11 protein-coding genes are annotated in these 13,817 nt (G+C 72.6%); 4 read left to right on the top strand and 7 right to left on the bottom strand.

All coding sequences use genetic code 11. The features are described from left to right. Positions 1-71 precede the first annotated feature (71 nt). Entirely contained in the window at positions 72-704 is a 633-nt protein-coding gene (locus ACYU8I_RS06520) for a DUF47 domain-containing protein (protein WP_460838705.1), read from the top strand. 39 nt (positions 705-743) lie between these two features. After that, complete coding sequence (locus tag ACYU8I_RS06515; RefSeq protein WP_460838703.1) at positions 744-1,745, top strand: inorganic phosphate transporter; 1,002 nt, start codon at positions 744-746, stop codon at positions 1,743-1,745. A gap of 204 nt (positions 1,746-1,949) precedes the next feature. Here ACYU8I_RS06515 and ACYU8I_RS06510 read toward each other — a convergent pair whose 3' ends face one another. From ACYU8I_RS06510 to ACYU8I_RS06485, 6 genes are all read right to left on the bottom strand, one after another. Beyond that, a complete protein-coding gene (locus ACYU8I_RS06510; protein WP_460838701.1) occupies positions 1,950-2,438 on the bottom strand; it encodes a Gmad2 immunoglobulin-like domain-containing protein in 489 nt (162 codons plus the stop codon). Positions 2,439-2,644: 206 nt separating this feature from the next. Beyond that, on the bottom strand, positions 2,645-3,424 hold the full coding sequence (gene pstB / locus ACYU8I_RS06505; RefSeq protein WP_460838700.1) for a phosphate ABC transporter ATP-binding protein PstB: 780 nt from the start codon (positions 3,422-3,424) through the stop codon (positions 2,645-2,647). A 38-nt stretch (positions 3,425-3,462) separates the two neighbouring features. Next, positions 3,463-4,560, bottom strand: a complete 1,098-nt coding sequence (gene pstA / locus ACYU8I_RS06500) for a phosphate ABC transporter permease PstA (RefSeq protein WP_460838698.1) — start codon at positions 4,558-4,560, stop codon at positions 3,463-3,465. After that, positions 4,557-5,507, bottom strand: a complete 951-nt coding sequence (gene pstC / locus ACYU8I_RS06495) for a phosphate ABC transporter permease subunit PstC (RefSeq protein ID WP_460838696.1) — start codon at positions 5,505-5,507, stop codon at positions 4,557-4,559. The genes pstA and pstC overlap by 4 nt, the downstream gene beginning before the upstream one ends. A gap of 118 nt (positions 5,508-5,625) precedes the next feature. Next, positions 5,626-6,753 (bottom strand): phosphate ABC transporter substrate-binding protein PstS, encoded by a 1,128-nt coding sequence (pstS, locus tag ACYU8I_RS06490; RefSeq protein ID WP_460838694.1) that lies wholly within the window; start codon positions 6,751-6,753, stop codon positions 5,626-5,628. Positions 6,754-6,930: 177 nt separating this feature from the next. After that, complete coding sequence (locus ACYU8I_RS06485) at positions 6,931-7,827, bottom strand: NUDIX hydrolase (protein WP_460838691.1); 897 nt, start codon at positions 7,825-7,827, stop codon at positions 6,931-6,933. 101 nt (positions 7,828-7,928) lie between these two features. Here ACYU8I_RS06485 and ACYU8I_RS06480 point away from each other — a divergent pair, with 101 nt between their 5' ends. Beyond that, positions 7,929-9,002 carry a hypothetical protein gene (locus ACYU8I_RS06480; RefSeq protein ID WP_460838689.1) on the top strand — a complete coding sequence of 358 codons (1,074 nt, stop codon included), beginning with the start codon at positions 7,929-7,931 and terminating at the stop codon, positions 9,000-9,002. Between the two features lie 62 nt (positions 9,003-9,064). Here the strand turns inward: ACYU8I_RS06480 and ACYU8I_RS06475 are convergent, their stop codons facing one another. Beyond that, complete coding sequence (locus ACYU8I_RS06475) at positions 9,065-12,682, bottom strand: ATP-binding protein (protein ID WP_460838688.1); 3,618 nt, start codon at positions 12,680-12,682, stop codon at positions 9,065-9,067. 107 nt (positions 12,683-12,789) lie between these two features. On the opposite strand from ACYU8I_RS06475, the gene ACYU8I_RS06470 reads away from it, so the two are divergent. Beyond that, positions 12,790-13,815 carry a cyclic nucleotide-binding domain-containing protein gene (locus ACYU8I_RS06470; RefSeq protein WP_460838686.1) on the top strand — a complete coding sequence of 342 codons (1,026 nt, stop codon included), beginning with the start codon at positions 12,790-12,792 and terminating at the stop codon, positions 13,813-13,815. Positions 13,816-13,817 lie beyond the last annotated feature (2 nt).

Below are 13,817 nucleotides of genomic sequence, written 5' to 3'. Positions count from 1 at the left end.
GTGGCGTGACGGGCAGGTGACGAGCAAGGCCCTAGCATGTGTCCCGTTCCTGAACCCCCTCCCTCACCCGCATGGAGAGCCGACCCGTGGCGCTGCGCTTCAAGCCCGTGGACAACGCGTTCTACGAGCTCCTGACGACCTCGGCGTCCCACCTCGTCGACGGTGCCTCGATCCTCGCCCAGCTGCTCGCCGACGGCGCCGACCGCGAGGACATCTCCACACGGATGCGCGAGGCCGAGCACCGCGCCGACGAGACCACCCACGAGATCGCCTCGCGGGTCAACAACACCTTCGTGACGCCGTTCGACCGCGAGGACATCTACGCGCTGGCCTCGGCGCTCGACGACGTGATGGACCACATGGAGGAGGCCGTCGACCTGGCCCACCTCTACGAGGTCGGCACCCTGCCGGAGGAGGTCGCCGAGCAGGTCGAGGTGCTGCAGCGCTGCGCCGAGCTGACGGCCGAGGCCATGCCGCGGCTGCGCTCGATGAAGGAGCTCTCGGAGTACTGGATCGAGATCAACCGTCTGGAGAACGCCGGCGACCGCAGCTTCCGGCGCATCCTGGCCCAGCTGTTCGGTGGCGGCTACGACGCGCTCGAGGTGCTCAAGCTCAAGGACGTCGTCGAGTCGCTGGAGAGCGCCGTGGACGCGTTCGAGCGGGTCGCCAACATCATCGAGCAGATCCACGCCAAGGAGTCCTGAGGCCGTGCGGCCCCCGGCAGGAGGCGATCCCGTCCGATGATGGAGCTGGCGATCATCATCGCCGTCGTCGTCGTGGCCCTGGTCTTCGACTACACCAACGGCTTCCACGACGCGGCCAACGCGATCGCGACGTCGGTCTCGACACGCGCGCTCACCCCGCGCGCGGCCCTGGCGATGGCGGCGGTGATGAACTTCGTCGGCGCCTTCCTCGGCCAGAAGGTCGCCACCACCGTCAGCGAGACGATCGACCCCGGGAGCGGGGCGCACGGCCTCGTCATCGTCATGGCGGGGCTGGTCGGGGCGATCACGTGGAACCTCGTCACGTGGTACTTCGGGCTGCCCTCCTCGTCGTCCCACGCCCTCATCGGCGGCCTCGTCGGCTCGGCGCTGACGGCCGGCGTCTTCGTCAACTGGGCGACCGTGATCGAGAAGGTCGCGATCCCGATGGTGCTCTCGCCGCTGGTCGCCTTCGGGCTCGGCTTCGGCGTGATGCTCGGCATCATGTGGGCCTTCCGCAACGCCTCGCCACGCCGGGTCGGCGCCGGCTTCCGGCTCGCCCAGACCCTCTCGGCTGCCGCGATGGCACTCGGCCACGGCCTGCAGGACGCCCAGAAGACGATGGGCGTGATCTTCCTGGCGCTGCTCGCCGGCGGGTTCGTGAGCGCCGGCGACCCGCTGCCCTTCTGGGTCATCTTCAGCGCCGCCGCGGCCATCTCGCTCGGCACCTACTCCGGCGGCTGGCGCATCATGCGCACCCTCGGTCGCCGCATCATCGACCTCGACCCGCCCCGCGGCTTCGCCGCCGAGTCGGTCGCGGCGAGCGTGCTCTACACGACCGCCTACGCCTTCGAGGCCCCCATCTCCACCACCCACACCATCACCAGCGCGATCATGGGCGTGGGCGCGACCAAGCGCGTCTCCGCGGTCCGCTGGGGCGTCGCCCGCTCCATCGTCGTCGCCTGGGTCCTCACCTTCCCCATGGCCGGCCTCGTCGCCAGCGCGACGTACCTCCTGCTCCGCTACGTGCTGCAACTGCCCTGAGGGCCTCTGTCTCTCGTCCGGAGTCACTGGTCCACCAGTGACTCGGGTGGTTCCCCACGCCCGCGGGGATGGGGAGGCACGGGCGTTCGTGGGGGAGCGGGGCGGCGTCCCTGGGCTCCCGAGTCACTGGGTGACCAGTGACTCAGGCGGTTCCCCACGCCCGCAGGCAGGGGGAAGCGCCGGCAACCGTGGGGGGGCGGGCGGTCAGGACAGCGGCACGCGGACGAGCTGACCGGGGCGGATGACGTCGGGGTCGGAGATGGCCGGGTTGGCCGCGACGACCTGGGCGACGGTGGTGCGGCCGAGGTCGGAGACCTCGCGGACGATCCGCGACAGGGTGTCCCCGCGCTCGACGCGCCACAGCAGCCAGCCGGTGAGCTGCGGGAAGCAGATCACCTCGACGCGTCGCAGGTTGGTCGGCGGGCCGTCGCCCGAGTCGCCGCCGACCTCGACGGTCAGCCGGGTGCCCGGACGGGGGGAGCGGTCGAGCTCGACCTCGGCGACGAACTCGCCGATCGCCACGCCGCCGCCCGACGACTGCGCGCTGGTCTCGCCGACGACGCGGCTGCCCTGGAGCACCCGGACGACGATCGTGCCCTCGAAACCGCTGCCGATCCCGGCCACGACGAACCGACGACCCACCAGGTCGTCCCTCGCGGGCTGTCGCACCCGCACGTCACCGCGCAACCCCATGACAACCTCCCCGGTCGGTCGCGCCAACCTAGGTCAGGCGGCGTACGGCGTCCAGGGTGGCGGGGCAGCCGGTCGGCCGGGCGGGACGTCATCAGTTCTGGTTGCCCGGGCGACCAGAACTGATGACGTCCCGGGGACCCGCCGACCCTCGCACCTCGACCCTTCGGCCTGCTCCGGGACCTCGCAAGCTCGGTCCCGGGGCCTCGTCAGCCGAACCGGCCGGAGATGTAGGCCTCGGTGTCGGGGACGTCGGGGACCGAGAAGATCTTCTTGGTGGGGTTCATCTCGATCAGCTTGCCGGGCTTGCCGGTGCCGGCGATGTTGAAGAACGCGGTGTCCTCGGAGACACGGGCGGCCTGCTGCATGTTGTGGGTGACGATGACGATCGTGTACTCGGACTTGAGGTCCTGGATGAGGTCCTCGATCTTCGACGTCGAGATCGGGTCGAGGGCCGAGCAGGGCTCGTCCATCAGCAGCACCTGCGGCTCGACGGCGATGGCGCGGGCGATGCAGAGGCGCTGCTGCTGACCGCCGGACAGGCCCATGCCCGGACGGCCGAGGCGGTCCTTGACCTCTTCCCAGAGGTTGGCGCCCTTGAGCGACTTCTCGACGACGTCGTCGGCGGTCGCCTTCTTGAGCTTCTTGTTGTTGAGGCGCATGCCGGCGAGCACGTTCTCGTAGATCGACATCGTCGGGAACGGGTTGGGCCGCTGGAAGACCATGCCGATCATCCGGCGCACCTCCACCGGGTCGACGGCGGGGTCGTAGAGCGACTGGCCGTCGACCACGATCTTGCCCTCGACGCGCGCGCCGGGGATCGCCTCGTGCATCCGGTTGAGCGAGCGCAGGAAGGTCGACTTGCCGCACCCGGAGGGCCCGATGAAGGCGGTCACCGAGCGGGCCGGGATCGTCATGGTGACGTTCTCGACCGCGAGGAAGTCGCCGTAGTAGATGTTGAGGTCAGAGACGTCGATGCTCTTGGCCATGGGGTCAGTGTCTCCTGGATGGGTGCCGAGTGGGCAGGTCAGCGGGTCTTCGGGGCGTAGATCTTGCCGATGATGCGGGCGAGGAGGTTGAGCACCATGACGATCACGATGAGCACGAACGCCGCGCCCCAGGCGTAGTCGTAGCCGGGCGGCGTCCCGCCGTCGCGGGCGATGCCGGGGTTGGTGAAGTTGCTGTAGATGAACACCGGCAGCGTCGTCATGCGTCCGTCGAAGAGGTTGAAGTTGGTGATCGTGGTGCTGCCCGCGATCAGCAGCAGCGGCGCGGTCTCGCCGACGACGCGGGCGATGGCCAGCGTCACGCCGGTGACGATGCCGCCCAGCGCGGTCGGCAGCACGACCTTGACGATGGTGCGCCACTTCGGCACGCCCAGGGCGTACGACGCCTCGCGCAGGTCGTTGGGCACCAGCCGCAGCATCTCCTCGGTGGAGCGCACCACGATCGGGATCATCAGGATCGACAGCGCGATCGAGCCGCCGAAGCCGGCGCGGGCCGCGGGGCCGAACAGCAGGATCCACAGCGCGAAGGCGAACAGGCCGGCCACGATCGACGGGATGCCGGTCATGACGTCGACGAGGAACGTGATGGCGCGGGCCAGCTTGTTCTTCTGGCCGTACTCCACGAGGTAGATGGCCGCGAAGATGCCGATCGGCACCGAGATGGCGGCGGCGCCGAGCGTGATCAGCAGCGTGCCCATGAGGGCGTGGTAGATGCCGATCGGCTGGTCGAGGCTGGTGCGGAACTCGGAGAAGGTCAGGAAGGTCGTGGTGATCTGCGGGGCTCCGCGGCTGATCACGGTGAAGATCAGCGAGACCAGCGGCACCAGCGCGACGAGGAACGCCACCCAGACCAGCGAGGTCATCAGCCGGTCGACGGCCGCCCGCTTGCCCTCGACGACGCTCGACCAGGTCGGCATCAGCACGACGAAGAGCAGGCCGGCCACGAGGGCGCTGCCCACCGGGCCCCAGCCGAGCACGAGCGCGACGAGCGCGGCCAGGGCGAGGGCGCCGGCGGCGACGAGGTACGGCGCCCAGCGCGGCAGCGTGGGCCGCTTGAGGTTGACGTCGCGACCCGAGCGCGGGCCCGACGGTCGCTGCGTGGTGGTGGTGGTGCTCATGCCTTGGCCATCTTCCGCTCGGAACGGGCGACCACCCAGCGGGCGGCGAAGTTGACGAGGAACGTGACGACGAAGAGCACCAGGCCGGTCGCGATGAGGATCGAGATGATCGCCGGCGTGCCCTCCTTGTAGTTCGTCGCGATGTTGGAGGCGATGCTCGCGGGGTTGGAGCTCGAGATCAGGTTGAACGTGATGCCGCCGCCGGCCGAGAGCACCATGGCGACCGCCATCGTCTCGCCGAGGGCGCGGCCCAGGCCGAGCATGACCGCGGAGACCATGCCGGAGCGGGCGTAGGGGAAGACGGTGAGCCGGATCATCTCCCAGCGCGTGGCGCCCAGGGCCAGGGCGGCCTCCTGGTGCAGCTGGGGGGTCTGGCTGAAGATCTCGCGGCAGATCGCGGTGACGATCGGCAGGATCATGATCGCCAGCACGATCCCGGCGGTGAGGATGGTGCGGCCGGTGCCCGAGGCGGGACCGGCGAAGAACGGGATCCAGCCGAGGTTGTCGGCCAGCCACGAGTAGACGGGGGCGACCCGCACGGCGAGGACGTTGATGCCCCACAGGCCGAACACGACGCTCGGCACGGCGGCGAGCAGGTCGATGACGTAGCCGACGGGGGTCGCGACGACGCGGGGCGCGTAGTGGCTGATCACCAGCGCGATGCCGAAGCTGAGCGGTGCCGCGATGAGCACGGCGATCACGGCCGCGAGCACGGTGCCGAACAGCAGCGGGGTGACGTACCCGAGGAACGACTCGGCCCGGGGGCCGTAGAAGCGGCTGTCCTGGGTCAGGCCGGGGACACCCTCGATGGTGAGGAAGACGGCCACGCCGGCGAGGGCGACGAGGATGGCGATGCCGGCGCCGCGGGCGGTGCCGGCGAAGATGCGGTCGCCGGGCCGTCGCTTGTTCTTGCCGGCCGGTGGGGCGGCGACGGTCTGCTGCGTCACGTCAGTCCTTCGGTGGTCGGGGGTGGTGCAGGGTCGGCCCGCTCGCGCCGACGGCGTGCGAGGGGATCTTGTCCCCCCGCACGCCGTCACACACCTCTGTGGGCCTCTCGGTCCGGGATCAGCCGGCCGCCGAGATCTGCTCGACGATGCCGGAGGCCTCGTCCTCGATGGAGGAGGGGACCGGCGCGGAGCCGGCGTTCTCCGCCGCCGCCTGCTGCCCCTCGCTGCTGACCACGTAGGTCAGGAACGCCTTGACGAGGTCGGCCTGGGCCTGGTCGTCGTAGGTCTGGCAGGCGATCAGGTAGGACACCAGGACGATCGGGTAGGACCCGTCGTCGGGGGTGCGGTTGATGTCGTAGGCCAGGTCGACGTCGTCGCGGTCGGCGACGCGCTCCGAGGACTCGAGGATCGCCGCGGCGGCCTCGGGCGACGGGGTGACGTAGTCCTCGCCGACCTTGATGTTGGCGACGCTGAGCTCGCCGGCCTGGCTGAGGTCGGCGTAGCCGATGCTGTTGGCGCCGTTGGTCACCGCGGCGATGACGCCGGAGGTGCCGTTGGCGGCCTCGCCGCCCTGGAGCGGCCAGACACCGTCGGGCTCCTCGGTCCAGGCGTCGGGCGCGGCCTGCGCCATCCAGTCGATGAAGTTCTCGGTGGTGCCCGAGTCGTCGGAGCGGTGCACCGCGGTGATGTTCTCGCTGGGCAGGTCGGCGTCGGGGTTCTGCTCGGCGATGGCCGGGTCGTCCCAGGTGGTGATGTCGCCGGCGAAGATGCCCGCCACGGTGTCGGCGTCGAGGTTGAGCTCGTCGACGCCCTCGACGTTGTAGACCAGCGCGATCGGGGCGACGTACGCCGGGATCTCGATGGGGGACTCGCCGCCGCAACGCTCGGTGGCGTCGCTCAGCTCGCCCTCGTCGTCGTCGAGGTAGGCGTCGGAGCCGGCGTAGTTGACGCCGCCCTGGATGAACTGGGTGCGGCCGTCACCGGAGCCGACCGGGTCGTAGGTGACGGTGACGCCGACGTTGGCGCCCTGGAAGTTGGTGGTCCAGGCCTCCTGGGCGCGCTCCTGCGAGGAGGCGCCGGCGCCGGCGAGCTCGCCGGACAGCGACGAGTCGCCGGAGGCGGCGCCGTCGGCGGAGTCGGACGAGCCGCCGCCCTCGTTGCCGGCGCCGCAGGCGCTCAGGACGAGGGTCAGGGCGAGAGCCGCGACGCCGGGGACGGCCACGCGGCGTGCAGAAGTGCGCTTCACTTCGGTCTCCTGGTTGAAGTTCAGGGAGTGGACGGCCCGGACGCTAGGGAGCCGAGGTGACCCGATGCGTCGCGGCCGGTGAACGGCCGGTGAACGGTCTCTGCCGAACCGGCTCTGACCTGCGCCGATGGCGGCCCCGGCCGTGATCGGCGTCACCCGGGAACCGGCTCGGGTGGTCTAGGTGGGCTGGCCCGGCAGGTGGCGTTCGGTGGCGACGAGCCGGCCCTTGCGGTGGTGGCAGACCACCAGCTCGGCCGGTGCCAACGGCTCCTCCTGGGCGCCGAGCTCGGCGAGGAGGTCGGGCAGGATCGGTCGGTGGCTGCACACCACGCTCGGCTCGCGCTGCTCACGCAGCGAGGCGAGCAGCGCCGCGGTGGCCGAGGCGTCGTACTTCTCCTCGGAGAGCTCGAGCAGCTCCTGCAGGGCGAGCACCTGGCTCTCGGCGTACGGCGCCACGGTGTCGCGGCAGCGGGTGGCGCTGGAGGTCACGACTTGACTGACGCCGTAGGCCCGCAGCAGCCCCGAGAGCATCCCCGACTGCTGCTGGCCGAGCTCGGTGAGCGGGCGCAGCCAGTCCTCGCGGTCCCACTGACCGCGCTTGACGGCCTTGGCGTGGCGCACCACGACGACCGGCACGGTGGGTCGCGGCTCGTCGTGCAGCTGGTCGAGCAGGTCGATGTCGTCGAGGTAGGTCAGCCGGTCGGCGGCCTCGTCGACCGGCACCCAGGCGAGGGCGTCGACCTCGTCGTTCGGTGCGTAGCCCGAGACGTCGTCGTCGCCGATCACGTGGCCGACCCAGTAGTGCACCAGCTTGCCGCGGCCTCCCGCGACGGCGTACAGCTGCGGGCGCAGCGGCCGACCCAGGCGGATCTCGACACCGGTCTCCTCGAGCACCTCGCGCACCGCGGTCTCGGTGACGTGCTCACCGGGGTCCTGCTTGCCCTTGGGGAAGGACCAGTCGTCGTACTTCGGGCGGTGGACGAGGAGCACCTCGCGCCGGCCCACGCTGCCCTTGCGGACGACGACGGCGCCGGCAGCGACGATGTCGGGACCACTCTGCTCGGGTCGCGCCATGGGCAGCATGCTGCCACGCACGGGGCCCTCGCGGGGAGCCGCCGGCGACCGGCGGCGGGCTAGTGTGTCGCCGTTCACCACGGGTGTCGCAGGAGGTGCGGGTGGGGCGCTCGAGGCGGCGGGTCGTGCTGGCCGTGGTGCTGGCGCTCGCGCTCGTCGCCGTGCTCGTCTGGGCCGGGCGCGTGGTGTGGGACCGCTTCGACCGCACCGAGCTCGAGCAGGCGCTCGCGGCGGTGCCCGCGGAGTCGCAGCGCGTCACCTGGACCGACTGGCGCGCCGTGCGCGGCTCACTCGGCCGCGACGGCGACCTCGGCGACACCCCCGACCGCGACGAGGTCGACGCGATGGTCGCGGCCGCCTACGACCGCGATCTCGCTGCGGCCTCTGCCGTCGACGAGGCGGCGGGGGCGATGCAGGAGCTGTTCGGGTTCGGGCCCGGGACCGCGCAGTGGGAGGCCTTCGGCCAGTCGCCCGACGGCAACGCGCTCGTGCTGCGGCTGCCCGACGGCACCGACTTCGACGTCATCGGCGACAACCTCGAGCGGGCCGGCTTCACCCGCCCGTCGGGATCATCGCCGGTCTGGGAGGGCGGGCCCGACCTGATCGCCAGCCTCGACCTCACCCTGACCCCGATCGTGCAGTACGTCGCCCTGCTCCCCGACGAGGGCCTGGTCGTCGCCAGCGACGAGCAGGCGTACGCCGCCTCGTCGGCCGACGTGGGCTCGGGCGCCCTCGGCGTCGACGGAGTGCCGTCGCTGGCCGAGCGCCTCGGCGCCCCTGCCGCCGCTGTGCTCTGGACCGGCGACTTCGCCTGCGACGACCTCGCCATGGCGTCCGCCGACCCCACCGCCCAGCAGCAGGCCGCCCGCGCCGTCGAGGCGGCCGGTGGGTTGAGCCCGCTCCAGGGGTTCGCGCTCGGGCTCGACGACGCGGGCGGCCTGCGCGTCGTCGCCCACCTGGAGGACGCCGACCGCGCCGAGCGCGACCTCCGGCCCCGCGCCGAGCTCGCGGCCGGGCCGGCGTACGGCCGCAGCGGCGACTTCCCCGACGACTTCGAGATCGCCCGCGCCCGCACCCTCGGCAGCGACGTCGTCCTCGACCTGCGCCCGACCCGCGACGGCGCCTTCCTGCTGTCGGGCTTCTACGACGGGCCGCTGGTCTTCGCGGGGTGCTGAGGGCGGGAGGGTGGCGCGCCGCCGTCCCGGAGTCGCTCATCCGGTCACACGCGTGACCGCCCTCACCCCAGGTCGTCGGCGAGCAGCACGCGGTTGGGCTCGATGGCGAGGTACGCCGCGCGGACGTCGGGGTCGGCGACCTGGTCGGCGGTGGCGTGCACGAACGAGCGGGCGAGCTCGAGGGCCGAGGTGGCACGGGGGTCGTCAGCGGCGCGGAGGACGGTGACGACGCCTCGCAGCAGGGTGGCGGGCAGGGCGGTGCCGTTCATCGACTCGCGGTCGAGGTGCGGCAGCACCGGCTCGACCAGCGCGACGGCGGCAGCGTGGTCGCCGCGGAGGCTGGCGACTCGTGCCTGCACGACCCGCGTCTCGCGCAAGCCCACGGGCCGGTCGACCGACGCGAAGCACCGTGACGCCGCCGCCAGCTCGGACGACGCCTCGTCGAGCTCCCCGGCGCGCACGAGAGCCGCGCCGAGCGTGAGGTGGGCCTGGCCGGCGTCGAGGTCGGAGGCGGTGTCGGCGGCGGCGCGGGCGGCGAGACGGGCCTGGGCGACGGCCTCGTCGATCTCGCCGTGCACGAGCGCCACCTGGGCCAGCCGGGCCTCGCCCTCGATCTCGCTGACGTGGTTGCCGACACGCTGCGACAGCGAGACGGCCTCGCCGGCGTGGCGTCGTACGTCGTCCCAGCGGCCGAGGAAGAGATCGACCTCGGCCAGGATCAGCAGGTTGTAGGCAGTCGCCTCGATGTCGTCGAGGCCCCGGGCCAGCTCGATGGCGCGGCGGGCGTTGCGGTCGGCGAGGTCGTAGCGGCCGAGCATGGCCGCGACGCCTGCGATGTTGCCGAGGTTGATGGTCTCGCGGTAGACGTGCCCGGCCTTCTGGAAGACCGGCAACGTCTGCTCGAGCGTCTCGAGGGCCTCGGCGTAGCGACCTGTGAAGTAGAGCGTCGTGGCGAGCTGGGCGGCCGCGGCGCCCTCGAGCTCGGCGTCGCCGAGCTCGGCGAAGACGGCCCGCGCGCGGTCGGCGTGCTGCAGCGACAGGGGGTAGTCGCCGACGTTGCCGGCGACCATGGCGAGGTAGCGGGTGGCCTCGCCGACGACGTCGGGCCGCCCGGCGGCCCCCGCGACCGTGACGCACCGCTCCAGCAGCGCACGGGCGGCGTCGGCGTCCTCGGCCCAGGTCAGCGCCTTGCCCTGCACCAGCATCGCCTCGGCGCGCAGGTCGTCGCGCCCGAGGCCGAGGGCGAGCTGCACCGCCTCGCCGCTGCGGGCGCGCGTCGCGTCGTAGTCGCTGTGCACGAACGCCAGCTCCGCCTGCATCACCAGCAGCCGCAGCCGCCGCTCGGGGTCGAGCCGCAGCGACGCGAGCTCGTCGAGGTCGGCGCGCTGCCGCTCGCGCTCTCCCAGCCGGTCGCCCAGCTGCTGGGCACGGGCCAGCACGTCGAAGCGCAGGGCGTGGTCGTCGGCGGGGGCCAGTCGCCGCGCCCGCCCGAGCAGCTCGCCGGCCTCGTCGAGGGCGTAGACGCCCAGGGCGCGGCCTGCCGCCCGGAGGTACGACGCCGCTGCCCGGTCGTCGCGGGCCCGCTCGAGGTGCTGGCCGACCACGGCGGCGAGGACGTCGCCGCGGCCGCTGCGCTCGGCGGCGTCGGCCAACCAGTCGGCGGCCTGGCGGTGGAAGCGCTCGCGGTGCCGCCGCAGCAGGCCGTCGTAGGCGACGTCGCGCAGCAGCGCGTGCTTGAAGACCAGCTCGCGGGTGCCCGCGAAGCGCGAGGTCTCGCGCTCGAGCAGCACGTCGCGGCGGCGCAGCCCGTCGATGGTGGCGGTCAGCTCCTCGCTCGACGGCACCCCGCGGCCGTCGTCGAGGTGCTGCAGCACGTCGTCCCAGAACACCCGCCCGACCACGGCGGCGCGGCGCAGCAGCCCGCGCTCCGCCGGCGACAGCGCGTCGAGGCGGGCCTGCAGCACGCCCTTGAGGGTCGACGGCACCGCGGTGCGGCGCTCGGCGTCGCCGACGACCCGCCAGTCACCGGGACCGCGCTCCACGACGCCGCTGTCGATCAGCCAGGTGACGAGCTCCTCGAGGTAGTAGGGGTTGCCCTCGGCGCCGTCGACCACGGTCGACACGAGGTCGTCGGGCAGGTCGGGCACCCGGTGCAACACCAGTCGCACCAGCTGCCGGCTCTCGCGCCGCGACAGCGGCGCGAGGTCGAGCCGGGCGTGGTGCGCCAGGGCCTCGCCCCAGTGCGGGCGCCGCTCGAGCAGGCTCGGGCGAGCTGTGGCGACCACGAGCACGGGTGAGCCCTCGAGGTACGGCGCCGCGGCGTCGAGCCAGCGCAGCGTGCCCTCGTCGGCCCACTGCACGTCCTCGAGCAGCACCACGCAGCTGGCGCGCCGGCCGAGCGCCTCGAGCATCAGGGCGACGGCCTCCGTGCCGGCGTCGCGGAGCGCCTGCGGGTGTCGCCCGGGCTGCTCCTCGCCCGGCTCCTCGACAGCCCAGCCGAGCCACGTGGCGGCGTCGAGGGCGAGGCGGCGTACCCGCTCGGCGGGCTCGCGGTCGCCCAGCGCGATGCGGAACGACTCCAGGAAGCGCCGCCGCACCTCTTCGGGACCGTCGCCGTCCTGCAGGTCGAGCCGGGTGGCGACGACGTCGCGCAGCAGCGCCAGCGGGGAGTCCTGGGTGACCGGCGACGCACGGCCGCGGAACCAGTAGTACGGCTCCGAGGAGTCCGACAGCCACCGGTCGAGCTCCCACAGCAGCCGCGACTTGCCGATGCCGGCGTCGCCCACCACGGTCACGACCCGCCAGCGCGACTCCTCGGTGACATCGTCGAGCCGGTCCTGCAGGAAGCGCAGCTGCAGGTCGCGACCGACCGTCGGGACGGGGTCGCCGTCGATGCCGAGGCTGGGGTCGAGGCGGAAGCTCGCTCGCCGCTCGCCCGTGACGACGTACGACGCGACGGGCTCGTCGATGCCCTTGAGCCGCAGCAGCTCTCGCTCGGTGACGGCGAAGGCGCCGCGCAGCAGCCGCTGCGTGTCGGCCGAGACCAGCACGCGGTCGACCGGGGCGGCGCCCTGCAGCCGGGCGGCACGGTTGACCGTCGGGCCGACCGCGACGAAGGCGTCGCCGCGCTCGCCGAGGGTGCTGACCACGACCTCGCCGGTGTCGATGCCGACCCGTACGTGAAGCTCGACGCCGTGCTCGCGCACGGCCTGCTCGGAGAGCGCCGGCAGCTCGGACAGCAGCCCCAGGGCCGCGCGCACGGCGCGGTGGGCGTCGTCCTCGTAGGAGTGCTCGAGACCGAAGACCGCCATCACGGCGTCGCCGATGAACTTCTCGACCACGCCGCCGTGCGCCTCGATCACCTCGCGCCAGCGGGCGAAGTAGCCACCGACCAGCTCGCGGGTGTCCTCCGCGTCGAGCGCGCGGGAGAGCACGGTGAAGTCGACGAGGTCGGCGAAGAGCACCGTCACCAGCCGGCGGGTCTCCGAACGCGGCCGACGCAGCTCGTCGCGCCGCCGCAGCAGCGGCGCGAGCGCCGTTCCGACCACGGCCTCGCCCAACGCCTCGCGCTGCGTCTCGAGCGACGCGATCGCGGCCTCGACCGACGCGAGCTCGTCGCGCGTCGCGGCCTGCCGGGGCATGCTCGCAGACACCCCCGTGCTGCAGGCCTCCCCAGGCATGGCGACACCGTAGGTGCGAGCGGGAGGCGCGGGAAGGGGCCGGACCCATCTGGCTAGATCGGTGGAACCCGTTGTCGCGGTTGACGTGCACCCCTAGGTTTCAGTGCATGCGCGTCCACGCCACCGCGGCCTCCGTCTCCTGGATCCCCACCGAGTCGCTCAAGGGGGCGCTGAAGGCCGGCATGGACCTGCGCGTCACCCACTTCGACGTGCCGCTGCCCGACCAGCTCGAGCTGCCCAAGGGTGTGCACAACCTCTTCGAGCACGACCGCTTCCGCTTCGCCAACGTCATCTCGGTCGACGTCGAGTTCGACGACGACGGCCGTGCGGTGTCGACGTCGTACGCCGACGACTCGCGCGTGGTGATGGGCTCGACCACCGTCCACGTCGGCAAGGTCGGGGCGACCTTCCGCGCGGTCGCGATGCCCACGCTGCAGCGTGAGCCGCAGACCGAGCCGGGAGTGGTGCGGTTCGTGCAGACCGCGGGTGGCCGCACGGCGCTGCCCATCCCGCGGCCGGTGCCTCACCCGCCGTACCTGCGCTGGCAGAGCCCCATCGTCTGGACCACTCTTGCGCTCACGGTCAGGGTCGACGGGTCGAGCGAGGTCGACCTGACGGGGGCGAGCGCGTTCCCGCGGCACTGGGTCTACGACGGCAGCGGCGGCCTGCGGCTCAAGAGCGCGCTGACCGACCAGGCGAAGTGGATGGCGCACTCTTTCGGCGTCCGCACCCCGTGGGGCGACCGCGAGCACCAGGCGCTGGTCGCCGAGGCCGAGTCGGCGCTCGAGCGCGAGCTCTCCGACGACATCATGCGTAGCGGTGCCTCGCCCGAGGTGCGCCAGCTCGCCAAGGACTCCCGCCTCACCCAGCAGGGCGACCCCGGCGACGAGCTCTTCTTGGTACTCGACGGCGTGGTCGACGTCGACGTCGACGGCAGGGTCGTCGCCGAGCTCGGCCCTGGCGCCGTCATCGGCGAGCGCGCCCTGCTCGAGGGCGGCCGCCGCAGCGCCACCGTCACCGCCCGTACGCCGGTCCGCGTCGCCGTCGCCGCCAAGGACCTCATCGACCTCGACCGCCTCCGCGTCCTCTCCGACTCCCACCGCCGCGAGGAGGACGCCACCCTCGAGGGGTGACC

The organism is Nocardioides marmoraquaticus (genome assembly GCF_054777915.1).
This window is presented reverse-complemented; position numbering and strand designations above follow the sequence as displayed.

Coding starts and splice junctions, on each gene's coding strand:
- ACYU8I_RS06520 (WP_460838705.1), top strand. CDS start 72: ATGGAGAGCCGACCCGTGGCGCTGCGCTTCAAGCCCGTGGACAACGCG.
- ACYU8I_RS06515 (WP_460838703.1), top strand. CDS start 744: ATGGAGCTGGCGATCATCATCGCCGTCGTCGTCGTGGCCCTGGTCTTC.
- ACYU8I_RS06510 (WP_460838701.1), bottom strand. CDS start 2,438: ATGGGGTTGCGCGGTGACGTGCGGGTGCGACAGCCCGCGAGGGACGAC.
- pstB (WP_460838700.1), bottom strand. CDS start 3,424: ATGGCCAAGAGCATCGACGTCTCTGACCTCAACATCTACTACGGCGAC.
- pstA (WP_460838698.1), bottom strand. CDS start 4,560: ATGAGCACCACCACCACCACGCAGCGACCGTCGGGCCCGCGCTCGGGT.
- ACYU8I_RS06485 (WP_460838691.1), bottom strand. CDS start 7,827: ATGGCGCGACCCGAGCAGAGTGGTCCCGACATCGTCGCTGCCGGCGCC.
- ACYU8I_RS06475 (WP_460838688.1), bottom strand. CDS start 12,682: ATGCCTGGGGAGGCCTGCAGCACGGGGGTGTCTGCGAGCATGCCCCGG.
- ACYU8I_RS06470 (WP_460838686.1), top strand. CDS start 12,790: ATGCGCGTCCACGCCACCGCGGCCTCCGTCTCCTGGATCCCCACCGAG.